The sequence below is a fragment of the Dickeya poaceiphila genome, assembly GCF_007858975.2.
In the GTDB taxonomy this organism is placed as follows: domain Bacteria; phylum Pseudomonadota; class Gammaproteobacteria; order Enterobacterales; family Enterobacteriaceae; genus Dickeya; species Dickeya poaceiphila.
On record NZ_CP042220.2, the window covers coordinates 1,430,381 to 1,456,644 of the forward strand.

Here is a 26,264-nt window from a genome sequence, read left to right on the forward strand (position 1 = left end):
TATAAGACCGCAAAAGGGGTGCGGAATGGTTAATGGCTGTTTTTCAATATTAAATGATGTGTGGATGATGCATTTTTCTAATAAGGTGTCGCTCATGATTTTAATTTATTGTGAGTGTTTTTTTGATTTGTCTTAATGTTGAATTTATTTCTTATAAAAATTAAATCGTGGATGTGAGGTAATGACTTAATTTAAGGGAATTGACATGTCAGGCTGGCCGGTTATGAATGTAGGGTGTTTGCGACTATCCAGGCGGAAATACCGAACCGAGCTAAGCTGCCATAAGGATACCCCAAACAGCAAAGGATGCCCCGTCGTGAATGACGGGGGCTTTCGTTTGCCATAATTTGCTGCGTCAGGTTGCATGGAGGTGACCACTGGCGATGATGGCGTTGTGGTCATGAAGGAGGCGTCACCGATATGCCGTCCGGCCTGATGACCGGATTGATGCCATAAGCTGTTTGCACCGAGGGGCGGTCAGCAGGGCAAGTAGCCTGTCGTGGGGATGATGACCTTGACCGCATCAGGAGAGGCACAGGTAAAGCCGCTTGTGCGAGCAAAGCCGGGTCAGCCATTGCGCCTTTTGGATCGGTCAGCCCATGCGTCCTTGCGTACGTTGTGAATCCTTGCAGGAGCCGGGCTTCATGGCCGCAACCGGAAGAGGCAAACAATTTCCCCGGTGCAAGCGCCTTCCTCGCGCAGCAAATTCTTTGCCTCTTCCGGTCCTTCACGGTGTTGCGGTCGCAAGCGATGCGGCCAGCCCGGCTCCTGCCGGTCGGATCACAACAAGGACGCGACGGGCGCGACCTTGAAAATCCGAAAGGAGCAATATCATGGCTAACATCGGCACCTTCACCGCACAAAACAACGGCTTCACTGGCACCGTCCGCACCCTGACCCTGAACGTGAAGGTCAAGTTTGTCCCCAGAGACAAAGGCGGCGAGCTTGCCCCTGACTTCCTCATTCAGACCATCGGTGGTTATGACATCGGCGCGGCATGGCAGAAAATCAGCAAGGCCGAACGGCCTTACCTGTCGGTGATGCTCGACGATCCTTCCTTCCCGGCAACCCTCTATGCTCGCCTGATAGAAGAAGAGGATGGCAAGCACCAGTTGATCTGGTCGCGCAGCAAACCATTGGCCTGACGGTCAGACACCAGACCCCGCCAGTCATGGCGGGGCATACGCTGTTTACTCCGGCAATGAGCCTGTGGCTCAATGCGTTTTTACTGCATTCCATCTAAAGATGGTGACAAGACATTCACTACGTGGATAACGCGTAAGCCACGCAAATAACGCCAGACCCGAGGCATCGAACCCAAAGGTTAACCGTGGTCAATACGATTTGTCCCCTGCAGTAATGCACAGGGGACAATAGCGAAGACCTTTTGCTAACCAGTGATGCGGTTTACTTCGCGCTCCCTGCATTCTTGCGCATAAACATAGGGTGCAACGTATCTTTCCCGGTTCATATCCAGATAATCAGACCACCATTGCATCATCGCTTTTCGGGCATCCAGATATTCCGCTTTATGGATGTACGCCGCTCGCACGCTGTTGCGTTCCTGATGGCTCATCTGGCGCTCAACTGCATCTTGTGACCACATGCCGGATTCCATCAGGGCGCTGCAAGCCATTGCCCGAAATCCGTGGCCGCAGATGTCATTTTTGGTGTCATAACCCATCAGACGCAACGCTTTATTGACCGTGTTTTCGCACATCGGCTTATATGGATTGTGATCACCGGGGAATACCAGCACCTGATGCCCGGATATGTTCCGTATCTGTTTCAAAATAGAGATGGACTGACGGGAGAGGGGAACGATATGCGGGGTACGCATTTTCGCGCCACGCCCGGAATAACGCACGCCGGGGATAGCTTCACGGGTGGCGGGAATAGTCCAGATGTGGTTTCTGAAATCAATTTCCGACCAGCGGGCAAAACGCAGTTCGCTGGAGCGGATAAACAGATGCAGGGTGAGCGATACGGCCAGCCGGGTTAATTCCCGTCCTTGCTGGTAGTCCTCAATCTGAGTCAACAGTTCCGGTAGTTGCTCCAGCGGCAGGGCAGGGTAGTGGCGTTTAACAGATGGGGCGATAATACCGTCCAGACTGGCCGCCGGATTATTTTCAATCAGTTCCTGATGCACGGCATGGCGCATGATGTTGCACAGGTGCTGCCGGGTACGGGACGCCACTTCCAGCAGCCCTTTTTTCTCGATGCCTTTCAGCAGGCTGATGAAATGACGGGGGTTCAGCTCCGTAACAGGCAGGTGCCCGATGACCGGAAAGATATGGTTGTTCATGCTGGCAAGCAGACGGGCGGCATGGTTCTCCGACCATGTCCGGTTGCTCTTGTGCCAGTCCAGCGCTACGTCCCTGAATGATTTTTCTGGTGAGCGGGGTGCTTTTTTTGCCGCTCGCTGGTGTGCGGGGTTGATATTCTGCGCCAGCAGTTTACGGATGCCGTCACGCTGTTGACGCGCCTCAGCCAGCGACACATCGGGGTAAGCACCTAAGCCAAGACGGGATTCTTTTCCGTTGATGCGATATTTGAGATACCAGAGACGCGAACCACCGGGATTAACCAGCAGGTACAAACCGTGTGAATCAGATACTTTGAAAGGTTTTGCTAAGGATTTTACGTTGCGGATTTTTGAATCATTAAGAGACATGTGGGGGTCACTCCGTCATCGAACCAACCTGACCCCAAATCTGACCACCAAATTCTCCCGATGCAGAGGGAAAACTGAAAATGCATCGTGAAGATATTTCACGCTAACTTATTGAATCCGAATCATATAAGGATTCGCAAAGCCGCATGAAAACAAGAATTTGGCTCCTCTGACTGGACTCGAACTTCATCTGTATCTCCTGCTATTAGTGGCTTTATGTGAACGCTGTGATTTTTTACCAGCATTTTTACCGTCATTATTTAATGCCTAACAATTAAATGTCAATTAAAAACAATTTGTTATGAAAATATTTTGTTGTCCATTGCTATTTGGCAAAACTGTTAGGTTAAACATCAAGTTGTCAGTATTTCTATGATTTTAATGCTTTAAAAACATCATATTATGAAGTTATAAGTGGATTTTTTACTTTGTCTACTGTTGAAGAGAACGTATATTGATAGTGAATACACTATGAGTGAGAACCTACATCAGTAGATTAGCCTCCAACAAAGTCTGAGAAACCTACTATGCCATTTGACAGGCTGCTTTGAGCGTTCGGTATATACCTGTCACACATGTTACCGACAACCAGCCCGCCGAGTCACATAGCTTATCTATGCTAATCTACGGGCTGAACTTGGCACCTACAAGCAACTCGAATTATTTAGGGCATGTTATTAGATCTGGCAATAAACATATTCATATTACTGCTCAGTTAGTTCAGTTAATAACAGCTAATCAGTTTCAGATGGTTTTTGATTATCCTTGGTTTCAGATGGTTCTGGGGTGCTATTAGTCTCAGGAGAATTCAAAGACTTATAATGACTTTCAATGTTTATCAACCCTGCATTCGTTATGTGAAGGATTGTTTTTCCTGATTGTGAGTGAGCAGTTTGAAGACTAATCAGTTCATCCTTTGCTCCTTTAGTAAGAGCACTTCCACCCATTAAAATATGATTTTTGCAGTCAGGATTTTTTCTTATATCACCACCAAACTTAATTACTGTATCCTTACCAAGCTTCCTATCAGTATTTTTTACATCAATTCTTGTTTTCTCTGTATTAGTTATCACTTCACTTGGCGGTAAATTCGGAATTGTGGACTCAGTATCTGACTTAGTAGCTATTGTTTCAAGTTTATCTACAAAACCTTGCGGATGTTCAAGAACTATATCTGCACCACTATCCGCAGTATTTGTGTTAGTATGACGCGTAAAGTCCACATCACCTCCGACATCCATGATATCAGTGATAACACGAATTACTCTGGTTTCACCTATTCTACCTTTATTTTTTTTAGACATTGGTTAACCTACCTTTAAAAATACATTTTTAGAGCCATAGTAATTATCATTTTTTAATTTTAGAATTGATATTAAATTTGCTAACGTTTTAAATCTCTCGATATCATTAAAAGTGAAGTCAAGATTTTTATTATCCTCACCAATATTTATTAATGTATCCTTGGCGGTGAGTGTGATTTTTTCGTTCTCTTTTATTATCAATTTCTTGAAAGCTTCGAAAAAATAATTATAAATATCATTGATTTCGTCATCTCCTAAGCTTTCAATTTCAATTTGTTCATCACTATCTTCCTCTTCATATATAACGGTAAGGTTGAAATCCCAACGTTCTCTTATTTCTTTTAAAAGTCTTTGATCAATAAAAGCCGTTTCAATTATGTGAGCAGTATTTTCTAATAATTTACCATCTGAAGATTGGCTATATTCTACCAGTAATAAGTTATTTGACATAAGTTCTCCTACCTACCTAGATTATATGGCATTAATATATTATGTTAACGCTTTTTCTGAGTTGTCAATGTTTATTTGTAAATAAGTGGAACTGTTACTATAGTTTTCAGATTCCCATTGGCTCAGAGATCTTTAACGAATCATCTACTTCAATCCAAAAATAACGAATCAAACCCTCCAGCTTATTATGATCCAAAGAGAAGTTGAATCACCCGCTTTAATCTAATGCCCAGACAATAAAACTGTCTTATGTCAACAACATCCGCGTTTTGTGATATAAATTTATTACAACTGGAAAATTTGTAGAGAAAAAATGACCAAAAAGATGTCTAAAGCGGAGATCGTCGAAGCATTAAGCAAATGGTTTGATGTAAGTCGCTATGATGTGCTGAAAGACTTAACGCTAGAACAAATTTATGCTGAGCTGGAAAGACGGATTTTTGCTTATAAAACTCGGCAGCAATGGGAAACAGCAGGTGAAGATAACCAAATGCTGGCGATACACCATGATGCTCTGATCCGTTCTGGTAAGGTTATACGTGAGGCTAAATGGCTTTCTGACAGCCATATGCTGGCCCATAGTTATGCTGTCAGGCCAATGACAAGGACTTCGTTGTTTAACTATGGAAGGGCGATGTATCGTCTGGAAAACAACACGCCTAAAGATGATGTTTCGGTGAGTTCGGAATACATCTCTGAATACTTGAAGCAAGGCGGTTTGAATCCTGCTAACAAGATGCTGATTGAAATTGATTTGGATGAAGCCAGCAGTGATGATCTGGCTGAACATTTAAAAGTGCTGATCACTCAATGGCAGAAGCACCTGAAAGCACCTAAGCCCCCGGAAAAAGATTTCCGCTTTGGTCATAAAACATTCCAAAAGATACTCGATTACAAAATCATCCCTTTGATGGATCTTATCGGATGGGAACAACTCTACAATCAGAAGATCCCGTATCCTGTATTGGCTGGACTCCTGCACCCCGATATACGTTATGCCAGAGGCAGCGAGCAAATCAAAGACACTGATTACCCTCTAGCCTATGACTTCTTGAACAATGACAATTATTTCAAGTCGTTAAATGATTTCTTCATAAAAAACATGCTCATAAAGAGTTCGAATATTATTGAAGTCATCACTATGAATGACAAACCGGAAGACAAAAAGAAAACAAGGGATGTTCGCTAAGCCTGAACGTCCCCGGTATTCAACTCCCATAAACATCCCCTAAATTCACTGGTCCTGAACTTCCCGCCTGTTCAGGGCTGGTGAACCAACCTAGTTTCTCACATGAGTTATCCATACAATTATTTCCATCGAAACAACACAGGAGATAAATATGGTTCAAATCGAAGAAAATAAAAAAAACCGCCTTATTCGTTTACCGGAAGTAATAAGAAGAACAGGATTTGGTAAGACGTGGATTTATGAACTTATCAAAGCCGGACGTTTTCCTACACAGGTAAAAACGGGTGTAAGAGCAGTAGCTTTTATCGAAAGTGAGATTGATTCGTGGATTGATAACGCAATTTCACAATCACGTAATGCATCTAAATAATATAAACAAGAGGAAATAAAATGAAGAGTATGGTATTGCCATCAATGAAAATGAATGTCACTAATGATTCCACAAGATATTTTATATTAAAAAGTTGTGAGGGTTATGATAAGTATTTACGACGCATGCAGGAATGTGTGGGGGAAAGGTTCTATTACATCCTTGAGGATGATGAGTATATGGAAGATATTTTAAAAGCAGTCATAGGAAACAGCAAGATAGGTTTTAACAAGTTTTTAAAAAGGCACAGATATAAAGGTTCGCTTAATGACGTTCACTTTGATGAAGTTCTTGTGAATCTACGCGAAATACACAATGCAGTGAGCTGCTGTATTTTAAACGACCACCAGTAGGTGTTCGATCTGCCTCGTCAGGGGTAAATAATATCAAAGTGAAATATAAAAGCATTTAACTATGAGGATATAAATATGTCTAAAGAAAACGTTATTGAAAATAAATCCACAGCACTGTTCTTTGACCTTGCTAAAAGGTCATTTAAGGCAAGCTGGAAAGTCCTGCAAGAGATTAATGGTGAAAGTACGGAGCTTCTGGATGATCCTGATTTTATGAGTCCATTCATTATGAATGTATTTGACCATATTAAGAGGAACTTTGAAAGGTTTACGGCTCAAGAAGGTAATCGTGGTGATATTACCGAAGTTAACTTTGAACTGGTTGCAGCAATGTTGGTGCGGTATTCAGATAGTTTTAGAAAGTAAGTTTAACGTTGCCCCGCAAGGGGCTAACAATCATAAATATAACAGAAGGATTAAAAATGAAAGAGATAGTATTGAATGAAAAAAGTGAAACGGTAATACATCTTATATCAACAGTATTACAGGGGTATTGTGAAACGATTTATCACATAAATGAAACAGAGCCTGAAACAGCAATGAATATTTTATCAGGAGAAATGTTGTCAGAGATACTTTATGACGTTCTGATTGCACATGAAGTTGAAGTGTGTGTAAAAGATGAGAGGTATAAAGATTTATCTGATATCAACTTTGATGAGTTGAAGGAAAAGATTTTATATTGGCATAAAGAACATATCATTGAAATGGTGTTGAAAAACATAAATCAGAATGACACTGACGGTCCTGTTTATTGGAAGTTAAAAATGACAGTGGACCGTGATTGATAAACGGTTATATTCCCTCGTTGAGAGGGAAATAACATAGAAAATAAAACTGAGAGGCTTAATATGATTGATGAATTCCACGTTATGTTTATGTACAGAAAAATCCAAACTGAAGCCGCTACGACAGACCTTAAAACCCTGAACCAACTGTTGAAGAAGTTCCGCAAGGTTGTAGCAGAGCGGCGGGAAGAATACTATCAGGAGATTGGTGAGAAGAAAGCACGCAAACATAAGATGAAAAGATTACAGAAGCTGCTTGAAAAAATGGAAAGTGACCGTATTTCGCCAGAAGATCTTTATTGCTGACACCAGAAACTGCGAAAGGTATTACTTGAATGAACTTTCCTTCCAGAAAGTAAGCTCGTAAAAAAGTGGGTGAAGTAAATGTCAATCACTACATACCATATTGGTGAGGTCACCAATATGGTCTCTCTATGTTCATTTAAACAGCCATTTTCCTACGTTTTGTATTCGTTATCGCATATCCATTTACTAAAAATGATATATCAGAAAGTTGCTCAAGGTTTTTCTCAACAGACTGCTGAAAATCAAGTGCCGCTTCAGTTCGTTGCTTTACCACGAGAGCGATAATTTCATCATCACTTTTTTCTACAATCGCTTTCGCATAAAGCCTGCGTTCATAAAGCTTATCAAAATCCCCTGATGATTGGACAGATTTTTTAGCTTCTGAATAACTTATAGGATTAATTTCATCGATAAAATTAACCATTAGAGATTTTCTCTTTTTATCTAGCCTGCGTAGTTCTGTATGTGCAGATTTATATTTCTTAATTTCATATTCAAATGCGTCTTCATTACGCAGTTTACGATATCCTTCTTTATATTCATCCATTGATGGTTGTTGTTTTAGTTTTTCAATAGTATCTAAATATGCTAATAAATCGCTGTTGTCTAATTTTACATTTCTCATAAATACCTCGCTATTAATATGTGTTATATTTATATGTTAAGGTATATAGAGAAAGTGTCAAATTCAGTAGGGAATTAAATAAGGAAATTTATTTTCATCTCTTACTTTATTTGGCATAAAAACCGTCTGTGATAGTGTTAGCCTTGCTTCAATCTATCCTAATACTAGGATGAGATTGTTATTTTAAACAAGCTGAAGAGTTTTATACTGCTCGAAAATCAACGCACCATCGTCAGTATAAATCTCAACTTTGCCGATTTTTCCATCAGGTCTCTTGATTGAGTAGCGAATTAATCTAACATCGTAATATTCTTTTAATAGGTCTTGGCGCTCATTAAAATATTTTGATTTTATAGTATGATTTATTAGATAGTTATAGCTTGAGCAAATTTGCTTTTTGAAGTCCTTTTCAGATAAACCACTTTCTTTAATTTTTGTGGCAATAAAATCTTTTAGTGGACGTTCATATTCTTCTTTCTCTCTGGCTTTACGGGCTTGTTCTTCCTTCTTACGTTGCTGTTCGATGAGATAGAGCCTATCTTTCTCTGCCTGTTGGCGATTTTGTTCATCTTGAATGATGCTACTTACCTGCGAAGCTGGAATAACCTGAATGTTGTTTGACCAATATCGGTAAGGATTACTCGACTGAATGTTTTCAACTGTAGTGATTATTTTATCTGTATCAAGTTTTTTATCAAAAGAAATGATACGGGTATTACCCTCTTTTGAGATTAGTTTTGCTGTATTCTCTAAGTTTTCCTGACTTCTTAAATTAAATGAACCTACAATGGTGGTTTGGCCATCGTGATATAAAGCTTGTTTTTTATTGTCACGATAACATTCAAGATAAGAATAGAGTTTGAACTCTTCAATGCCAAATGTTTCCTCAAGCATAGTCATGTGTTCTGCTAAGACGTTCAGAATGTCGTTTTTAGATAGCTTTTCATGAAGTTTTATTTCAAGTGAACCGGGTAGTTTTTTCATTTTTTCTCCTTGTTATTATTGTTTTTATCAGGATACTGCTTTCAAAAGATTTGTGCCATCAGCTAATTCTTTTCTTGCCGCTTCATTTTCTTTCGTTCGTTTGTATACCTTTCGTGGTTTATCGATCTTGATACTGTTTTTAGCATTAGGAACTGCATTATTCTTTTTCTTCTTACTAAAAATAAATGCGTCCGTGTAGATCTCTTTCGTTTCTGTTTCTAACGCTAAGTTTCGTCTTTCTTGCTTTGAGTAATCAGTATAGTTTTCTGGGTATTGTTCAAGCTCCGCATGAAGACTTCTGGCATTACTTAAATGCTCTTTACGCTTCTCATCAAGTTGATGACTTAGACCTTTGGCGAAAATGTTCGAGTTAATATATAGATGACCATGATGCTCAACGAGTATTCCTTTCTGTTTTAGTTTTTTGAATATGTTTGACATATTACCGGATGCGATATTCAATGCTTTGCAGAGTGATGATTGAGACAGATTGATAAGATTTCCGAACTCCATATATTCTAAAATATAAGTTAATACACGGAATTCATTCTTAGATATGTCTAAATCAGAAAAAACACGAAAGTTGGACGTGAAAGCAAAAACATAAGGCTGTGCAAATGAGATTGCTTTATCTTCTTCTGTTGAAATAACAGTGGTCGATTTTATATCCTTGTTTTGCAGTAAGTGTCTTGCGATATCAATCTTTTGTTCTGTGGTTAATGTTTCAAATAGGTGAAGTAGTTCAGTGTCATTAGTATTCATATTATTCTCTCTTATAGTTTTTATTATGTTATTTTTAATACTATGCAGAAAAATAAAAGTCAATAGTTAAACTATAAATAAAATAGGACTTTTATTATTATGCTATTGTTATATGTTAAAAAAACTATGTTCAAACATAGATCTCGCTATGTTCGAACATAGGACAGATCTATGTGCGCACATAGGATTCCGCTATGTTCGAACATAGCAAAAAAAGTTGTGAAGCCTTGATTTTATTGGGTTGAGACAGTGCTTATAATTAAATAATTAGTAAGAAGTTAAGAGAGTCCAGTTTTCCTTTTTTCTTATGTGCGGAGTGTTTTACGTGGGAATATGTGGTTTTCTTGAGAGTTATTTTCAGCGAAGTGATTGTTTAATACAATCACGAAGCGCTGCTGGCATCTTAGGAATACTGCAATTGTTTTACCTTTATTTTATTGGCGGCTGTCGCCGCAATTCTTTATGGATAAATCCATCACTAACAGGGGCAAGCCCTGTTCCAGCAATGTGATTGTTTCGGACAATCACGAAGTGCTGCTTCTTTGAATATAGTTTTCCTATACGTTTAAGAGCAAATGCTATATGTTTTAGTGCTAATACTGTTATGACATATAGGATCATATATATCTTATTATAATTAAAAGAACAGAGATTGATCCTTTTGACTTTCTCCGCAAACATAGCAAATACCATTTTTAAAACATTAAATATATTTTACAGCGTTAGGGCGTAGCCGTGCGTCAGCACATGAGCATCAGCTCATAGAGGATGGTGATTTTCAAAAAAAGGTTTTAATAAAATAATAAGGAAAGCTTCACAATAAAAATGAAGATTGCACTCAGAAAAATCTAATGATTTTTAATGTCCAAACCCTTCATGGCGATCATAAAAATCGCCCGGTTTCTTTTAATCCTCTTAAGTATTACATCTTACTTATTGAAAAATTAAATTAAGGAAAAGTCGGCCTGTAGCCCTTGCAGTATAAGACTTAGGACGAAAGTATGCGACTGACCGTACAGTCAGTGTTCCTGACTCTGTAGTCAGTTTCTATGTCATTTTCAAGCGTAAAAACGACAGCATGCTAAATTACTAACGCTAGAAAAATTCAGATATTGAAAAAATAAAAAAGAATCCGATGATCTCTGTGGTAATTACTTTACTCTGAAGAGAGTAATCAAAGAAAATTGGCGTTATAAATTGATAGTAGAATTTTTGTAAATTCGGATAATAATCTGAAAATAAGTGTCTAAAAAGTTTGGTGATATTTAACTTAATGTCTCCTATAAGATACATTACTATAAATAATAAAGGAGAAAAATATAACGAATGCCATTAAACTTATAGAGCATTCTACCCGAAGTTTTAGAGAAAGAATCTTTTTAAGTAAAAATAGTCTCTGTTTTTAAAAGCCACTATAGAAAGTGGCTTTTTTTATAGGTTTTAATCCAACAACCCACGCGAAACCTTAGTTGCTGTCTGACTGAAATTATATCGGTCAACAACATTCCCTTTAAACCAGATTTCAAGGGAGTTCATATGAGCGGTGTTGCTGTTCTTCAGCAGGGCCAGACCGGGAACGTAGTTCGATATCTGGCTCTCGCCTGACATACTGGAGTAAGACCACATCTCCTGACCATCATTGCTGGCGCGTGTTTGAGGCTCACCGAATGCAGCTAAGATTTCCTGCTGCGTAGTTTTCCCTTTAACGATTTTGGTTTTAACGGTCTGTTGGGTTTCGTTTTTCAGAGATTTATTACCATAAGTCGTGCAGGCGGAAAGAGGCAGGATAACCAGTGCCGCAATAAGCTGTTTTTTCATATTAGCTCCGATAAAACATAACAATAAAAAAGTGGTATGAGGGAGATTAAAAATCGTGTTGGTCATAAACCGCCACAAGCCTGTTTCATTGATTACTGGCGAACATATGCCTCCACAGAAAATGGAAAAGCATTAGGTGAACGAGTAATCGGGTAAATTAAGTGATTATCACGTTATTCCATATGAAATCTTGTCTGCGTAGTTTCCCTGATGTGCATAACAGCCATTCCTGCCTCATAAAACAGCCTATAGCGCGTTTCTTACCATCTGAAAGGCTTTGTTTTTACTGAGCCAGAAGTACGTGGCAAATCGCTTTATGAGCCTCTGGTTAACTCTATCTATCAGCGTCAGGTATGGCAAGCAAAATGATCGGTATATCAGATCGATAATTGAATATTGATAGATAATAGCGATTAAAATAGGTTTATCGATCGGTATTTTAATTGTTTAAATCGATCGATAAAAAATTAATGATAGCTAATATCTATCATTAATTCAGTTTTGATCGTTACAAACGATATGACGGCCAGCAGAAATAATTGAAAGCTATCAATTGGTTAATGAGGTGGCTGTGCTCTTATGTGTCTGTCAGAACAAGCTGTAACGGATACCGGTAAACAGTCGCCTCCCTTAAATGACAGCGTTTTTGATTATCAGGATGGATAAGCAGATGAAGAAGATTTTGCTCGTTGCTGGCACGGCACTGGTTCTGGCGGGATGTGGTGAGAAAGGCGACTTTGAGAAGGCTATCAACGCAAAAATATCATCGTCCAAAGTGTGCTACTCACTCAAGGACAATGATGTTGTATTCAATAAAGGCTTCCCCAGACGGGTGAACCGTGGTTTCCGCTCTGCCGGATACAGTGCCAGTGATGAAATCCTTAAAGGACTTGTTGGACAGGGGCTGTTAAAGGTTTCGCAAGAATCTGACGGGTTTAACAGTGTTGATGTTCTGGAAGTTACCGATAAAGGTCAGGAAGTTGAGTTTTGGGATCGCAAAGACGGTGCCTGTGTGGGTCATCGTGTTGTCGCTGAGGTGAAAAGCTGGACCGAACCCAGCGAGGGTAATGGCGTTAAAATGACGCAAGTGACCTATACGTGGAAACTGGATGGTGTACCGGGCTGGGTGGATAAGAAAACCTTTTCTGGCGTCAAGGGGATGGCTACACCTGAAGAAACCAAAACTGTTCTGGTGAAAACCAATAACGGCTGGTCAGCACAGTAATTTCAGGAAAAGACGCTATGAACACTATCTGGATGTTTTTGATTGCTCTGCTGGTGAACATACCATCACTGGCTCCGGTACTATTTCTACATAAGATATCAAAGAAGGTTAAGGTATCATTGGCCCTGAGGCTTTTTCTGCTGAACGCCTTCTTGGTACTTTCTATTGTGACGCTATCGCAGAACACCACGCAAAAATACGGACTGTTCCCGTTATGGCTGATGTTAGCTGCTATCGGGCTGTTTATGGTCACACTGGTGCCAACGATAAAATTTATACGTAAGCATTTGACCGTAGGTAAAAGTAGGGTTGTTATCCTCTCATCATTCCTGATTGTCTATGCCGTCAGATTTCATAGCGTATTTTCAAATGTGAATGGCAGCGGATACACGCTTAATGGATTCAATATGGTATGGACGTTGTGCTTCCTGTTTGCCTGTCTGCTGGCTTATCTCGGTTGTGGTGGGAGTAAAACATATTCTGGTTATTCTGCATCGTCATATGCACCGCAATCAGATCATTTTAAACCGACCAAAGAATATGAGATGCAATCACAAATTGACTACGATATTGCTGTGAAGGGGCGGAGTATTTTGCTTGATGCAAATCTGAATATTGTTGAACGGCAGCGATATCAGGATGCTTTAGATCAGAGAAACCCCACTAACGAATAAATTAAAAAATGGAAGGCAGCTTTTTGCCTTCCATTTTTTCTGCTTATTATTGATACATATATAATTTTTTTTCTAAAAATGATGGTTTCTCTCCTAGTGACGTTACCTCTTGAATGTGTACTTTTGTTTTTTTAGTATTAAATAGATGGTCACCTCTGTTCATAGATAATTCTATCAGAGCACTTTCTATATCATCGATACACTTATCTTTATTGCAATTACCATGCATTTTTATTTCTGCAAAAGATAATAGCTTAGCTCCTCTTTTCGCATCTCTCACATGCTCAATCAGCTCTTTGGCATTTAACTCTTGAGATATCCTTCTCCTTAAATTAGAAGCCTTGCCAATGTATAATGCCTCGCCGAATTCAGCATAACGCCGATGGAAAATATAAATACCATAACTTTCCGGTATTTGATATATCAGTTCGTGTTTTCGGTTGTAGTTGATTTCGACAAGATTTATTGGCTTATGCCAGTATAGTTCGGCTGGGCTTGAGTATATTTCGTGCGCACACATTCTGATGTACTGTTCCATAATGAAAAAATTAAATTAGATTTTCTCATGATATTTTATAACGTTCAATATGATTATCACAATCAATTATACATATGCCAACTGTTATTATTACTCATTATGATAATTATGCGGTCTAAGTTTAGGCAATAGCGGTTTTTTGCCACTAGAAAGCGTAGGTATGTAGTCAAGATCATCATCAGGCTGTACTGACTTAACCGGACGACTTGGAAAACGTCTTATTTCATCAGGTGTTGGACTATAAGTGTCACTGTTAAACCTTGCGCGTCTTTCATACTCAGCACGTGGAATATAGATCCCCTGCACCTCATCAAACACATAGTTTTCAGCAATACGCTTATCGTGATCAGCTTCAACGGAAACAGGAGCTGGTTTCTTTCTGGCCCAGACAAATTTTTCTCTTATATATTCCACTACCAGCAAAGTGAAACGTTTAAAAATACCGTCCTGACGGGGTTTAACCTGCTTTCTCTTACTTTTAACAGGAGCGCGTTTAACCGCTCTGGCCGTTGAAGAGGATGGGGTTTTCAATTTGGTGCGTGTATGAGGCGCAGGGGCAACCAGAACAGGCTTTTGGTCTTCTGATGATGCTGACTGTGAACCTGTCTCAGAGAACTCTGTTCGAGGTTGTATTTCAGGTAAGACGATTTCAAGAGGTTCAGGAAGCTGCGACACGGTAAAGCTTCTGAGGTCAACAACGATCTGAAGATCCAAATCTTTGAAGACACTATATGTGGCCTGTGCTTCCTTTATCATCTCATCACGAACAGCCTGTTCAGCAGCACGTTTTTCCTGAACGCTTCGACTGTTCCATTTGGCACGATGAATACGTTGCATTGCCGGGCGGCTGGTTGCTGTTGCTTTGGCAAGCCATAGTGCTTTTTCTTCTGCATCCAAGGTGATAGCAGCATGTTCGAGTGCTTCATTATGTTGAGCCTCAATAGAACGATGATCAATACGTTCTGACACGCCTGATGCTTCAAGATAGCGATTGGCAAGAGCAGACCACGCTTCACGCCACAGTATTACGTTTTTCTTGTCGTTCCAGCTCCTTTCTTTTTTACCAAAGCCATCAGCGGTGATTGGTTTTAATGTCAACATTACATGTGCGTGGGGATTATTGCCACCCAAATCGTGGAAGGCTATATCGGCAATCATTCCTTTATCGACGAAATTTTCCTGACAGTATTCAACAACCAGTTTTATCTTGTCTTCATTGTCCAATTCACAGGGAATAGCCACATCAAAATAACGGGCTGTTTGACCGTCTTTCTGACGCTCAACCCTTTCAACTTCGTTCCACAAGGAGCTTGAGTTTTCGACAATATCAGCAGGTGCGGAAACAGGCGCTAATATCAGATGATGGAATAAATCTGTTCGGTGGCTGAAATCGTAGGTATTGCCAGTGCGATCATCTGTTATTCTGCAACGTGCATGATAGGCTGCCTTCCTGCAGGAAGACATACCCTCAGAACGTTTCACAATTTTAAACTCCAGATGAAATATCGCCATATAATAAAAGACCTCAACATAAAATAAAACCAAAATATAAAACGCAACGATAACTATGCTGCCGTTAGTTTTTCGCAAGAAAAACTTCGGGGTTGACGTTGACGTTGTTTCCGAAGGAAACGGTGTTAGCCTGCGGCAGGCAACCCCCGGTAGGGCCCACACACTGCTACGCAGTGTATAAGTGGGCATTGTCTTATTAAAAATAGAGACAATGTAAAAGCCTCCCTACTTAATTAATACGAAATATATGAATGCCTGTAAAACAAAACGCCGAATTAAGCGGCGCAATCTGGATAAACGGGCGAAGTATTCCCTCGATATTATAGCGATGGGTTTTAGATAGCGTCCGAAGGACAAAAAGAGTGTTAATTTATCCCGCCGTAAGGCGGGAAAACTCTAAAACAAAAAAACAGGTAAGTTTATCGGTAGTTTTCCCTGTTGCACAATTCACAGGTCAACTATGGAAATCAGGATTAAATTTTAACAAGTAAAATGAAAAGCACTAATAAATAAAAATAAGTAACGCGGAGAGTATTGGACAAAATAGTTAGTGATTACTATCGTATTGTGTTTTTAAATTTTGTTTCGCCATCCTTTTTTATGCGTTTTTTTAAACTGGTCATATCTGTGTGTGGTGAAAGACAATAAAAACTTGTATTGAGATTGAACTCTCATCATTGGGGCCAGCCCTCATAGCAAGCAGGGCGGGATCCCTTTTTACTTATTGAAATAGAGGATTTTTATTTTTTTGATTTACAAGGGATATTTGGAGCAATTTACTGCTTACGTATGATATTACTATTAAAATGTAAAAGATTTACATGTAAACCTTCTAACATCGAGATTAAATCGTTATACTTTTCACTAGTCCCCATTATAATCTGTTTTTCCTCTAGATATGATTCTGACGCTTTTTTAATAAACGTCTTGAAACTAACATCTTTTGTTTCCTGCTGCCTAGGTTCATCCATAATAAGCAATCCCAAATGATTAGTAGATATTTCATTTGAGTCTAACATTAATAATGAATATAAATATGACCAAATAACCCTAATATTATCACTGGCAGATGCTTCAGAGCCAATATCTATGCCGTCAATAGTAGGTTTATAGGTATTACTCGATAAGCTAAAATTTTCTATTGGAGTGCTTTTGTACCCAAAATCTTGTAAATTAGACTTAAATGAATCCCTTAATAACTTTAACTTTAAATTATCTCTATGGGTAAAACCATCATACGGAAGCGTTGTCAATTTATTATTACACTCGCTCCAGTCGGAAATAACCGCGAGAAGAGTATCTTTTTTACTTAACTCATAATTTAAAAGTGAATTTAAATTTTCAATATCTTTTTCTAATTTTACTTCTTTTCTTATCAGCTCTCTAATTTCTGAATTTATCGGAGAGGAAATACTACGTTGAGTCTCCTTGACTTGGTAACGTAAATCTCGAACTCTAGCATTAGCAACTTTTAATGTTGCTTCTTTCTTTTCAAATTTTGATTTTTCACTTCTTGCTAAACTATTGAAAACAGCCAAAGTCTTTTCAAGATATTTGATGTTATCTTCAATAGTTAATATTTTACCATCTAAGGTTGCTGGCAAAAGCGTATTTTCTATAGTTTGCCCACAGGTTGGACAACTCCCCTCAACAAAAGAAAATTCCTCTTGTGAACCTAATAGCTGAAGTTTCTCAATATCTCTATATTTCCTCAAGCTTTCCTTTGTATCATTCAGACTTCTATTTATTGAGATAATATACTGTCTATTAGACTCTATATCTGATATTAATAATGAGAGCGCATTTTCATGATTTTCTAAACTTGCTCTAAGATTATCAAGCACTAAATCTAGCGACCCATTATTTGATATATCATCATTATTTAATTTTCTTTTAACTATTTCCAATTCCTTTTCATGGTTAGATTTTTCTTGTGACAATGAAATTTCACGATTATTTTCATCCAATGTATATAAATCACTATCCTGATAGATCTCAGATCTCGCTGTGATTTTCTCTGGTATTCTTCTTGATACAAAAAAACCATACGCTTTTGCATTAGACTCTAAATCTGAAAGTGTATTCAGCCATTTAGTCTCTTGATTTTTCTTTTCATCCAAATATATCTCTCGCTTTCTTCTAATCTCGCGAATATCCAGATCAAGAGTATATTCAAGAATATTCTGTGACAAATCCTTTATGCCAAGATAAGTAGGGGTAATGTTTAATATACCTCCCCAACCTCTTGTCTGCTCTACGTAATTAACAGTAAATATTGACTCAATATATAATGGACATTTGGTTCCATCATATTTTAGGACTTGAGGTTGCTTAATCCCTAAATAATTTGATAGGAAGTAATGAAAGCCTTTTTCTCGCTGTGCAGAGCCGGGATCTTTTAGAAAATAATCAGTGAATTTCTGTGGATTTATTCTGTCAAACTCGCAATCAAAAACGGTAACTATTTTTGAAGCATCACTATCACTTTTTCTTAAAATGGTAATTGTCTTTGAATTTTTATTAGCAATTTGGAGGTATATTTTTGATTCATTAACTGGAATTTCATTATCATTATAATCCCTTAATTTAGTTGTTAGCGCAGATTTTAAAGGATTGTTTCTCGATGGCCCCAAAATACCTTCCAATCCTAATGCATATATTATTGATTGTATACAGGTAGATTTACCAGAAGAATTCTCTGCACTTATTATATTTAAGCCATAGTCAAATTTGAGATCTGTTCCATAAATCCCATCACTTGTACTTGTTCTAATTATCAACCGTTCGATTTTAAGCCTGCTCATATAATTCCATTATATAATATCTGATCAATTTTTTTGTCTGAAAATTCAGATTTACTATAGTTTTCAATGAACTCTTTCTCAAAAACAAATAATGTTGAATCTTTATAAATTTTTTTAGACAAAAGAGTTCCTTTATTAGTCAAAACAACACTTTTTGCTGTGTCTAGCGAGAACACCCCTTCCGCCAATCCCAACGAAATCGCTTTATCCAATAGCGGATCAAAACGAATGCTAATATCTGAGAAAGCTCCCTCAGAGAGATATCGCGATCTTTTATCAGCAGATGCGATTAAAGAATATAAGACTTGTATTTTTTTCAAACTTGCAGAGGAACCTCTACATAGTTTGTTAAGAATAATAGTGAGTAAGGATATTCTCCAAATGGGGCGCAATTCCGGCTCAACAGGCGATCCAGTTGAGTTAAAAGTCATCTTTTCAGGAGTTACTTTTAAAAGATCCATGATTAAAAATCCAAATTACAACGCATTAGCCAATCACCAACTACTCCAGTTGAGATACATTTTAGATTATCTTGATGAAGGCGACTAAATTCTTTAAGTTTATTATTTAGAAATTCAATTTGCTGATTCGGAGCCAAAATATTAGCATCAAAAAATGCTAAAGACAAATCTTGCTCGCGATCCAGAATACCGTTTGTTATTTTCTCATGTAAAATTGGATAGTTATCTTTAAGATCGCTCATAATATTTTTATACATAACAATATTTCTTAATAGCATTGTTGATGCATTCTGAACTTGGCTTTCATCATTCCTGATTTTTCTAAGTTTTCTTGATATATTATCGCCAAACTCACTGCTATCTTTGAGATGAAAAATATCAGACATATCCACTCGTGGTACTTCAATTTTCAATAATCTAAGCCCACTGCTAATTAACTCGTCCTCTTCTTTTTTAAAATTATCTCGATCCCAAATCAATACTTTAAAATCATCCTTATCGATATAAGGTAATTCAGCTGATAAAATATCACTTTCTTTATTTGTTGCATGCACATTCAAATTTTTTGATAAATGTCTTGGTACTACTAAAATCCAACGCTTTATTTTTGTGTTTTTTAATATATTTTTCAAATAACCATTTTTATCTAAAATAAATTTTCCAACATCCGCTGTCATTTTATCTCTTTGTTTATCATACAACTTATCAACCGTACATGCCTCATCGGGACAATAAGACTGAAATGCATACCCTTGTATGCAATATCCCTCAATTCCTGCATCCCCATTATGAAAATCAGGTATCGGAATATAATTTTCTTCTCCGAATTTAAGCCGGAGAAGATCATTGACGTGACTTTCCCATTCCTTTGCTTCCCATACTTTATTTTTTGATATTTCCATAAAATCGTCAAATGATTATTAATCTAAAATATGCAAGCACTAATAACACAAAGAGGTAAAAAAATCAACAAATAAAGTTGGGGTTTTAGATCTGCAGAAAATTTTATTTTTTATAAATCTATATGAAATTTAATATCCTTCTAATCAATCTTCTCATCAGGCAAAAATAACCCTAGGGATTAGGCTGGATGATTTTTTTTCACTACTTTGTTCTCTTACAACAATTTCAACATCGAGTCCAAGTCTGAGTAGACATTCCATCATTTTAAGCTCACTAACACCTCGGAACTGTCCACGCATCAGCCCGGAGAGTTTGGATTGAGGGATACCGAGAATTTCTGCTGCTTGATTTTGTGTATAGTGGTTATCTTTAATAATATCAGTGATTTTGGATGCAAGCTGGGCCTTTAAAAACATAGTTGTTGAATCTGGTAGATCCAGATCTTCATAGACATTACCACTGCTAACTTCGATTTTGTTTTTCATGTTATTTTCCTCTTAAACTATTTGCGTGTTCTTCAGCCTGTTTCAACCTTTCACGGATCTTATCCATATCTGGTTTTGGTGTTGCGATGCCTTTTTTAGATTTTTTCTTAAACACATGCAAAACATATACGGCATCTTCAATTTTAACTGTATAAACAGCCCGATACGTATCAGTTTCGTAATCCTCAACGACCTCAAGAACGCCAGCACCGCTAAATCCGGTCATCACTTTGGCATCGCTGTGCTTTTTCCCACATTGAGCCAAATGCAGGGCATAGCCGAAAACATCCTGAACCTCTTCAGGCATTTCCTTCATGTCTTTCCTTGCGCTGGCAATCCAATACAAATTTTTAAGCATCGCATCATCTGTGTTGTTATATCCATATGGGAATAATTTATACCTATATGGGTATAGAGTCAAGCCGAAAGAGCGAGAAATAAATGCATTAAAATACAATGGTCTATTAGATTTTCTTTGGGTGAGCGGCCAGAAATTTTGTAGTCGCGTGAGACAAAAACTTGAAACTCGGAGAACTGAATGAAGCCGTATTGGTTTTAATCGGCGTTAATGCTGTGGTGTAAGGTATAAATTCTGACTTGTGGTTTTCATTAAATAAAATCATCTTCCTGTATTGATAATTATCAAAAATATGATAAATGATAATATATAACAAATACAAGGAGGTGTAATGTATAAAAATAATGATGAAGCTATTGATTGGGAAGCCAAGCGACTTTTAGATGATGGGATCTATACCAATACAGAACAAGCCTATTTAGAGGCAGAGAAACTAGTAAACCAGATAAGGGAACAAGCAAAACAGCGCCAGATAAAGCAACAATTTAAATTGAAAATTAAGTCAATCAAGAAAAAAATTGGTAATGGTTATTATTATGCGGATGTCCCTTATGCCAACAAGAAAAAACATTGGGGAGAACATAAATGACCAGAAAAGATATCAAACAACAAATTGCTTCAGCACAGGAACGTTTATATTTCTTGGAAGCTAAAAAGAAACAACAAACAAAAAAAGAAAACACACGCCAGAAAATTATTTTCGGTGCAGAGGTTGCCAAAGTCTTAGGTTGTGATATTGGTTATGTAGATAAAGAATTAGTCTTTGGTGTTCTGCTCAATATATCTAATCTACCTGAGCGTGATATTGAAAGGTATAAAGCACAGGGCCAAGTCTATATCGAAAATGTTATAAATAAATCCAAATGTTAATTATTTTTTTCACGTCCGAACGGTGAACCGGCCTAAAACTTGCTTTTAGGTCGGTGAGCTGTTGAGCAAGCCCTAGAGGGCGCGGTAGCTTGTCTAAGGTAGTAGGCGTGACAGAATAATATGACTGTCTGCTCTGAGCGAGGAGCAGAAGTTCGGAATGCATACTTACATCGATGCGTCTTAAGCAAAGGGGAGCAGGTCAAATCGACTCATTATACAATCAAGCCAGCTAAGTGCTTGTAGGGTTCATCCAATACATCCAACCCCATATGTTTAGCCAATGCTATAGCTTCATCATATTCAGTTTGGCTAAGCTGTACTTCATACTCACAAATATGTTCGCATAAGATTTCAAAGGCTAATGGTTCTTCGTTAAAGTTTATATAGTCCAAAGCACCTTCAAGTAGAAAAGGCTCTAATCTACCTTCAAATGCCTTTCCAAAATTCCTTATTCGATTAGCAAACATTTTTTAAAATTCCTCAATTGACTGCTCTCCATAAATTAGCATATGTCAATGTCTGCTTTTGGCACAGAACAGCCTGTCCAATTAAGTGACTCCCCATTGCACCAAATACAACAGGGAGTCATATAATTAAATAGCAAAGTCTTCCAGTGTTTTACCACTTTCCAACGCTGCTGCGATAGCTTTAGGTGTCCGTCCCTGACCTGTCCACGTCTGTTCGTTGCCGTTTTCGTCGGTATATTTGTATTTAGCGGGACGGGGAGTGCGTTTGGCTTTTGCTGTTTTGCTGGTAACACCTGCGTCGAGCAGTTCAGACGGATCAATACCATCTTCCAGCAGTCTGGCGCGTAAGGCTTCGATTTTAGCCTGACGCTCCGCGTTTTGTTGCTGTGCGCTGGCTTCTTCTTCACGCCGGTCTTCAACAATGGCGGTCAGTTTTTCCAGCATTTCTTCCAGTGTTGCCAGATCGGTTTCACGAGCCTGAGCACGAAGGGTACGAATGTTATTTAATATTTTTAGGGCTTCACTCATTATCATTTATCCTGAATGTTGAACGTCATACACATCATACTATAAACGATAAAATAATGCAGACACTATCAATGTGTTTGATGCCTTATTATTCGTTTTTTATGGATTTACATTTCCTGCTCTTGACCACTTTTTCATTTTTGTTAATTGAATAGTACGTGAAAATAAAAAGGACGATGAAAATGAAAAAACAAAATAAGAAAGGGTTCTCACTGTTAGAACTCATTTTGGTGCTGGGTGTTGGAACAACAGTGACTTTTATGAAATTTCAGGATATGAAAAATGAACAGGAAACTGTTGTTGCTAAAGCCGTGGGTGAACAGATAAAGCAAATGGGTGAGGCGGTAAATGGCTATATCAATATCCGTTATGACAAGCTTTCTACCCTGACATCCAGTAGCAGCCAGTCAAGTGATCCGGGTCCAAGAACGTGTTCGGGGTCAGTCTGCGAGATTACTTATCAAACACTGGTGAATGAAGGGTTATTACCTTCCTCTTTTTCTGGTGTTAATGCGCAAAAGTCTTCATATAAAATTTTTTTGAGACGTTCAGGGAACGTTCCCAACTACATCATTAATGGCCTGATTACGACTACGAACGTATGGGCTGATGGCGGGAAAGTCCGTTATGACTTGTTGGGCAAAGCGATGCAGACAGCGGGAATTGACAGTGGAATGACAAAAACAGATACCGCTGCATCAGGTTATGGTGGTCAATGGTCAGAACTCTCTACGGACTACAGCAATATCACCGCTGCGGGGCTTCTGGCTTATCGTGTGGGATATGATTCTGCAATGTATTCTGTTTACCTGCGTCGTGATGGAACACTCCCTATGACGGGCGATCTGAATATGGGTGGTCAGAATATATATAACGCTCAGAACATCACTGCGGCTGGGACAACGACAACGGGAATACTTAAGACTGTGGGCGAGGCGACAGTAGGTGCGGATCTAACCGTGGCGGGGAACACTCAGGTTAACGGAAATATCAATACCAATAATACTGTTTCAGGCACAACTGTAGTATCTCGTGGTGAAACCTATACGCAAAACTGGTTCAGAACATTAGGTGATGGCGGGATTTATTTCCAGAAATACGGCGGTGGCTGGAATATGGCAGATACGGCAACCATTAACGCTTATGGCGGCAAGAATGTTCAGACCAGTGGCGGGTTATATGGTGGTTATGTCCATTCAAACGGAAATGTTGATGCTTCTGGAAATATTTTTTCAGGACAAACCATTACAGCCAATGGAAGTATCAGCACGGGGGATAGCCTTTACGCCAGAAACAGTATTTACACCGGAAGTGAGTCTTCAACCAAAGCCTTTATGACTAAAGATGGTTATATTTATGCTTCTGGAAATATTGAATCTGACAACAATATCAGATCATCCTCGACAATTTATACTACAAATAAGACGAATACAGAGGTTAAAGCCACAATGAATTCTCAGGGCGATATTTGGGCATCAAACCGAATAAGTGCTGGAGAGTTTTTACAGATAAATGGCGTAGCCAATGTTGGTTGGGGATGTTCACCGAATGGCTTACAGGGCAGAGCAGCAAATGGCGCGATTCTTTCCTGTGTTAATGGTCTCTGGAAAGCGGCTGATGGTAATTCCATTAAGGTTTGTGCAAATTATTGTGGTGGACAATGGCCTCTCGAAGTGGGGCGTGTTGAACATAATGGCGACTGGAGTTCATGGCGTACATTAGGTGAAGGGTGCGGCGGAGGTTATGCATCAAACTGGAATGAGCCTGTATTCTGTTCATCAAACTGACAGAGCATTTGTTTTCACTCTGTATTATCCATAACATCGTTTAAAAGTCAGATCCACCGCAAGGCAGATCTGACGTTTTCATATCTATCTGTTATGCCTGAAATTCACCCTCTGTGTCGTCAGTGCTTTCGGAATGACATGTCCGATACAGGAAATCAAGACGCTCCCACAGCACAAAACTCAGTATCTCTTTGGCTTGGGGATTATCAATTTCAACAACAGCGTAAATCAATGCCCGACACTGATCGATAATTTCTTCTGGTTCCAGCGGCGTGTTATCGAACATAACACACCTCCAGAACAGACTGGCCCGAAGTAAAAAAGCCCGTATCCAGATGCAGATTTTCAGGTGGGGAATGGGTAAACTGATAAACAGCCATAGCGTTAGCTCCATAACGGTGTGGTTAGCCCCTGTCTGGTATTGGCGTACCTTTCAGGGGCGAAACGGGTGTTCAGGTGAGTTGTGATAAGGTTTCGTACCTGATCGGCTGCAATGTAAGGCTAGGATTGGTGCTAGTCAATTGCTAAACGCGAGACAGAAAAACCTGCGGTCGGTAAATTTCTGACCTTGAGAGCTTGATATCGCTATGGAAGACTGCCGCCAGTTGAATATTGGTCTTGATATTCGCTAATCTCTTCTATCGTTATCATAGGATTTGCAGATTTTTTCTTATGTTCTTTACAATACCTTCTCATTATATTTATTTCCAAATGAGCGGGTACTACCTCTCGCTCATTTGGCATCATGAAAGTATAGAAAAAATCAGAACTGTTAGATTTTGATTTAGGAACAACCCCCGATGTTGGTGAAACACCATCAGGCCACTCGCAATCTGTATCTAATATAAATGTGCTGGAATCTATAGCATCAATCTTAAATAGTGTATTGTCTGGGTAATCCGCAAGAATCGGACACATGATTATGCACTCATAAACTATTCCTTCATCAAGGAAAAAATGTGTTCTTACTTTTTTTCTTTCTAGAGGTGTAGGTATTGGAGTAACTTCCCAGTCAAACAAGTTTATATAAGTAAAGTCGACTTTTTTTCTGCTATTTCACGCCACTCATCTATTATTTTTAGTTTATATTTCATATTGAATATTCCTCTTTTTAAATTGTCGTATAGATAATAATTCTTATGGTAATTAACTTATTTGTAATGTTTATTATAGTGAAAATTAAGGTGTGTCAAATTTATTTTATTGGTGCTAGGGATGAAATTAATTGACCTATGTTTTTGATATTGAATTTAACTCTTGTGTTACGATGTTATATGATGAGAGTGAAATTTGACAAAAAAACTTGCTATTGATAATAAATAATAAATCACAAATAACATAGGTGTTTAAATGAAAATATTAATTAACGTACAAAACAACTGGCCTGATAATGTAAAAGAACTCGATTCAGCTAAATATGATCAAAATAAAATCCCTTGGTGTGGTAAAGAACTGTTCTTTTTGCATAAAGATGGAAAGGTTTATCAGAGATATGTAAAGATGCCTTTTATCGTTGATGTTGAGGAGTTTTCTTTATTCTCGTTAACAATGAAAGATGATAACTCTTTTTTGATAGAAAAAATCACTGATTGGCCTGAAGGTGTCAATATTCGAAAAGGGTTTTTTCGTGAAGAATGGGGACATAAATCCAATGGCTGCTGTTGGTATGTATTTCCTGATGGTAGCAATATGTATGCGTATTTTGATGCTCCACTGATTAAAGAGCATCATAGGATATATAACGTAATGCCTTTTATTTCATACGAGGTCTTGAGCTAACTTGTCTTTTTAACTCTTCAATCTTTATCTGTGCTTCTTCCAATGAGTTGCAAACAGTAATAACTCGTTGATTAACGGTATCGAAAATCAGGTGCATTTCTAATTCAATAGTAACCTCTTCATTGCCGTCAAATCTATATGATAGATTGGTTTTATGCGGGATAATGATATATCTTTCATCCACGATTTGGCCTCATACTATGTGTTATTTAGACGATGATTATAGCGCATCATTAACGAAATAGTTGAG

31 protein-coding genes are annotated in these 26,264 nt (G+C 38.4%); 13 read left to right on the forward strand and 18 right to left on the reverse strand.

What is annotated here, in order from left to right; genetic code table 11:
- Positions 1-833 precede the first annotated feature (833 nt).
- Positions 834-1,145 carry a DUF736 domain-containing protein gene (locus Dpoa569_RS06085; RefSeq protein WP_042871640.1) on the forward strand — a complete coding sequence of 104 codons (312 nt, stop codon included), beginning with the start codon at positions 834-836 and terminating at the stop codon, positions 1,143-1,145.
- Between the two features lie 245 nt (positions 1,146-1,390).
- Here the strand turns inward: Dpoa569_RS06085 and Dpoa569_RS06090 are convergent, their stop codons facing one another.
- From Dpoa569_RS06090 to Dpoa569_RS06100, 3 genes are all read right to left on the reverse strand, one after another.
- Entirely contained in the window at positions 1,391-2,674 is a 1,284-nt protein-coding gene (locus Dpoa569_RS06090; RefSeq protein ID WP_146411159.1) for a tyrosine-type recombinase/integrase, read from the reverse strand.
- A 734-nt stretch (positions 2,675-3,408) separates the two neighbouring features.
- Positions 3,409-3,978, reverse strand: a complete 570-nt coding sequence (locus Dpoa569_RS06095; RefSeq protein WP_050569479.1) for a hypothetical protein — start codon at positions 3,976-3,978, stop codon at positions 3,409-3,411.
- Between the two features lie 3 nt (positions 3,979-3,981).
- Positions 3,982-4,428, reverse strand: coding sequence for a hypothetical protein (locus Dpoa569_RS06100; protein WP_042871639.1), 447 nt, complete (start codon positions 4,426-4,428; stop codon positions 3,982-3,984).
- A 313-nt stretch (positions 4,429-4,741) separates the two neighbouring features.
- Here Dpoa569_RS06100 and Dpoa569_RS06105 point away from each other — a divergent pair, with 313 nt between their 5' ends.
- The 6 genes from Dpoa569_RS06105 (at position 4,742) to Dpoa569_RS06130 (ending at position 7,434) form a co-directional block, all read left to right on the forward strand.
- Positions 4,742-5,617: a DUF6387 family protein gene (locus tag Dpoa569_RS06105; RefSeq protein WP_042871637.1), complete on the forward strand. Its 876-nt coding sequence runs from the start codon at positions 4,742-4,744 to the stop codon at positions 5,615-5,617.
- Positions 5,618-5,768: 151 nt separating this feature from the next.
- A complete protein-coding gene (locus Dpoa569_RS06110; RefSeq protein WP_040033115.1) occupies positions 5,769-5,987 on the forward strand; it encodes a helix-turn-helix transcriptional regulator in 219 nt (72 codons plus the stop codon).
- A gap of 20 nt (positions 5,988-6,007) precedes the next feature.
- Positions 6,008-6,340 (forward strand): hypothetical protein, encoded by a 333-nt coding sequence (locus tag Dpoa569_RS06115; protein WP_042871633.1) that lies wholly within the window; start codon positions 6,008-6,010, stop codon positions 6,338-6,340.
- A 75-nt stretch (positions 6,341-6,415) separates the two neighbouring features.
- The gene (locus tag Dpoa569_RS06120) at positions 6,416-6,706 is read left to right on the forward strand and encodes a hypothetical protein (RefSeq protein WP_042871631.1); all 291 of its coding nucleotides are present in this window, start codon (positions 6,416-6,418) and stop codon (positions 6,704-6,706) included.
- A 56-nt stretch (positions 6,707-6,762) separates the two neighbouring features.
- Positions 6,763-7,128 (forward strand): hypothetical protein, encoded by a 366-nt coding sequence (locus Dpoa569_RS06125; RefSeq protein WP_042871627.1) that lies wholly within the window; start codon positions 6,763-6,765, stop codon positions 7,126-7,128.
- 63 nt (positions 7,129-7,191) lie between these two features.
- Positions 7,192-7,434: an H-NS family histone-like protein gene (locus Dpoa569_RS06130; RefSeq protein ID WP_042871625.1), complete on the forward strand. Its 243-nt coding sequence runs from the start codon at positions 7,192-7,194 to the stop codon at positions 7,432-7,434.
- 136 nt (positions 7,435-7,570) lie between these two features.
- Here the strand turns inward: Dpoa569_RS06130 and Dpoa569_RS06135 are convergent, their stop codons facing one another.
- From Dpoa569_RS06135 to Dpoa569_RS06150, 4 genes are all read right to left on the reverse strand, one after another.
- Complete coding sequence (locus Dpoa569_RS06135; RefSeq protein WP_042871623.1) at positions 7,571-8,059, reverse strand: DUF4756 family protein; 489 nt, start codon at positions 8,057-8,059, stop codon at positions 7,571-7,573.
- A 183-nt stretch (positions 8,060-8,242) separates the two neighbouring features.
- Positions 8,243-9,043 carry a hypothetical protein gene (locus Dpoa569_RS06140; RefSeq protein ID WP_042871621.1) on the reverse strand — a complete coding sequence of 267 codons (801 nt, stop codon included), beginning with the start codon at positions 9,041-9,043 and terminating at the stop codon, positions 8,243-8,245.
- Positions 9,044-9,070: 27 nt separating this feature from the next.
- Positions 9,071-9,805 (reverse strand): helix-turn-helix domain-containing protein, encoded by a 735-nt coding sequence (locus Dpoa569_RS06145; RefSeq protein WP_042871619.1) that lies wholly within the window; start codon positions 9,803-9,805, stop codon positions 9,071-9,073.
- A gap of 1,440 nt (positions 9,806-11,245) precedes the next feature.
- Complete coding sequence (locus Dpoa569_RS06150) at positions 11,246-11,623, reverse strand: hypothetical protein (protein ID WP_042874001.1); 378 nt, start codon at positions 11,621-11,623, stop codon at positions 11,246-11,248.
- Between the two features lie 670 nt (positions 11,624-12,293).
- On the opposite strand from Dpoa569_RS06150, the gene Dpoa569_RS06155 reads away from it, so the two are divergent.
- Both Dpoa569_RS06155 and Dpoa569_RS06160 read left to right on the forward strand, forming a co-directional pair.
- Positions 12,294-12,848: a membrane lipoprotein lipid attachment site-containing protein gene (locus Dpoa569_RS06155; RefSeq protein ID WP_042874000.1), complete on the forward strand. Its 555-nt coding sequence runs from the start codon at positions 12,294-12,296 to the stop codon at positions 12,846-12,848.
- Between the two features lie 17 nt (positions 12,849-12,865).
- Positions 12,866-13,522 carry a hypothetical protein gene (locus Dpoa569_RS06160; RefSeq protein ID WP_042871616.1) on the forward strand — a complete coding sequence of 219 codons (657 nt, stop codon included), beginning with the start codon at positions 12,866-12,868 and terminating at the stop codon, positions 13,520-13,522.
- Between the two features lie 46 nt (positions 13,523-13,568).
- Here Dpoa569_RS06160 and Dpoa569_RS06165 read toward each other — a convergent pair whose 3' ends face one another.
- From Dpoa569_RS06165 to Dpoa569_RS06195, 7 genes are all read right to left on the reverse strand, one after another.
- Positions 13,569-14,042, reverse strand: a complete 474-nt coding sequence (locus tag Dpoa569_RS06165; protein ID WP_164837105.1) for a GIY-YIG nuclease family protein — start codon at positions 14,040-14,042, stop codon at positions 13,569-13,571.
- A 108-nt stretch (positions 14,043-14,150) separates the two neighbouring features.
- Positions 14,151-15,572, reverse strand: coding sequence for a MobQ family relaxase (gene mobQ / locus Dpoa569_RS06170; protein ID WP_042873998.1), 1,422 nt, complete (start codon positions 15,570-15,572; stop codon positions 14,151-14,153).
- A 776-nt stretch (positions 15,573-16,348) separates the two neighbouring features.
- Positions 16,349-18,376: a hypothetical protein gene (locus Dpoa569_RS06175; protein ID WP_042871614.1), complete on the reverse strand. Its 2,028-nt coding sequence runs from the start codon at positions 18,374-18,376 to the stop codon at positions 16,349-16,351.
- Positions 18,373-18,837 carry a hypothetical protein gene (locus Dpoa569_RS06180; RefSeq protein ID WP_042871611.1) on the reverse strand — a complete coding sequence of 155 codons (465 nt, stop codon included), beginning with the start codon at positions 18,835-18,837 and terminating at the stop codon, positions 18,373-18,375. The genes Dpoa569_RS06175 and Dpoa569_RS06180 overlap by 4 nt, the downstream gene beginning before the upstream one ends.
- A 2-nt stretch (positions 18,838-18,839) precedes the next feature.
- On the reverse strand, positions 18,840-19,739 hold the full coding sequence (locus Dpoa569_RS06185) for a hypothetical protein (protein WP_042871609.1): 900 nt from the start codon (positions 19,737-19,739) through the stop codon (positions 18,840-18,842).
- A gap of 156 nt (positions 19,740-19,895) precedes the next feature.
- A complete protein-coding gene (locus Dpoa569_RS06190; protein ID WP_042871606.1) occupies positions 19,896-20,225 on the reverse strand; it encodes a helix-turn-helix domain-containing protein in 330 nt (109 codons plus the stop codon).
- Position 20,226: 1 nt separating this feature from the next.
- A complete protein-coding gene (locus Dpoa569_RS06195; protein ID WP_042871602.1) occupies positions 20,227-20,583 on the reverse strand; it encodes a type II toxin-antitoxin system RelE/ParE family toxin in 357 nt (118 codons plus the stop codon).
- A 331-nt stretch (positions 20,584-20,914) separates the two neighbouring features.
- Here Dpoa569_RS06195 and Dpoa569_RS06200 point away from each other — a divergent pair, with 331 nt between their 5' ends.
- Positions 20,915-21,172 (forward strand): hypothetical protein, encoded by a 258-nt coding sequence (locus Dpoa569_RS06200; protein ID WP_042871601.1) that lies wholly within the window; start codon positions 20,915-20,917, stop codon positions 21,170-21,172.
- Positions 21,169-21,453 carry a conjugal transfer protein TraD gene (locus tag Dpoa569_RS06205; RefSeq protein ID WP_146411163.1) on the forward strand — a complete coding sequence of 95 codons (285 nt, stop codon included), beginning with the start codon at positions 21,169-21,171 and terminating at the stop codon, positions 21,451-21,453. The genes Dpoa569_RS06200 and Dpoa569_RS06205 overlap by 4 nt, the downstream gene beginning before the upstream one ends.
- Positions 21,454-21,665: 212 nt before the next feature.
- Here the strand turns inward: Dpoa569_RS06205 and Dpoa569_RS06210 are convergent, their stop codons facing one another.
- Both Dpoa569_RS06210 and Dpoa569_RS06215 read right to left on the reverse strand, forming a co-directional pair.
- Positions 21,666-21,920, reverse strand: a complete 255-nt coding sequence (locus Dpoa569_RS06210; RefSeq protein WP_042871598.1) for a MafI family immunity protein — start codon at positions 21,918-21,920, stop codon at positions 21,666-21,668.
- A 126-nt stretch (positions 21,921-22,046) separates the two neighbouring features.
- A complete protein-coding gene (locus Dpoa569_RS06215) occupies positions 22,047-22,448 on the reverse strand; it encodes an H-NS family histone-like protein (protein ID WP_026357825.1) in 402 nt (133 codons plus the stop codon).
- Positions 22,449-22,630: 182 nt separating this feature from the next.
- Here Dpoa569_RS06215 and pilV point away from each other — a divergent pair, with 182 nt between their 5' ends.
- Positions 22,631-24,235, forward strand: a complete 1,605-nt coding sequence (gene pilV / locus Dpoa569_RS06220; protein ID WP_050569476.1) for a shufflon system plasmid conjugative transfer pilus tip adhesin PilV — start codon at positions 22,631-22,633, stop codon at positions 24,233-24,235.
- A 91-nt stretch (positions 24,236-24,326) separates the two neighbouring features.
- Here the strand turns inward: pilV and Dpoa569_RS06225 are convergent, their stop codons facing one another.
- The gene (locus tag Dpoa569_RS06225) at positions 24,327-24,521 is read right to left on the reverse strand and encodes a hypothetical protein (protein WP_042871592.1); all 195 of its coding nucleotides are present in this window, start codon (positions 24,519-24,521) and stop codon (positions 24,327-24,329) included.
- 299 nt (positions 24,522-24,820) lie between these two features.
- Positions 24,821-25,153 carry a hypothetical protein gene (locus Dpoa569_RS06230; protein ID WP_227983137.1) on the reverse strand — a complete coding sequence of 111 codons (333 nt, stop codon included), beginning with the start codon at positions 25,151-25,153 and terminating at the stop codon, positions 24,821-24,823.
- A 432-nt stretch (positions 25,154-25,585) separates the two neighbouring features.
- Between Dpoa569_RS06230 and Dpoa569_RS19420 the strand changes: the two genes are divergently transcribed.
- Positions 25,586-26,014: a hypothetical protein gene (locus tag Dpoa569_RS19420; RefSeq protein ID WP_042871590.1), complete on the forward strand. Its 429-nt coding sequence runs from the start codon at positions 25,586-25,588 to the stop codon at positions 26,012-26,014.
- Positions 26,015-26,264: the final 250 nt, after the last annotated feature.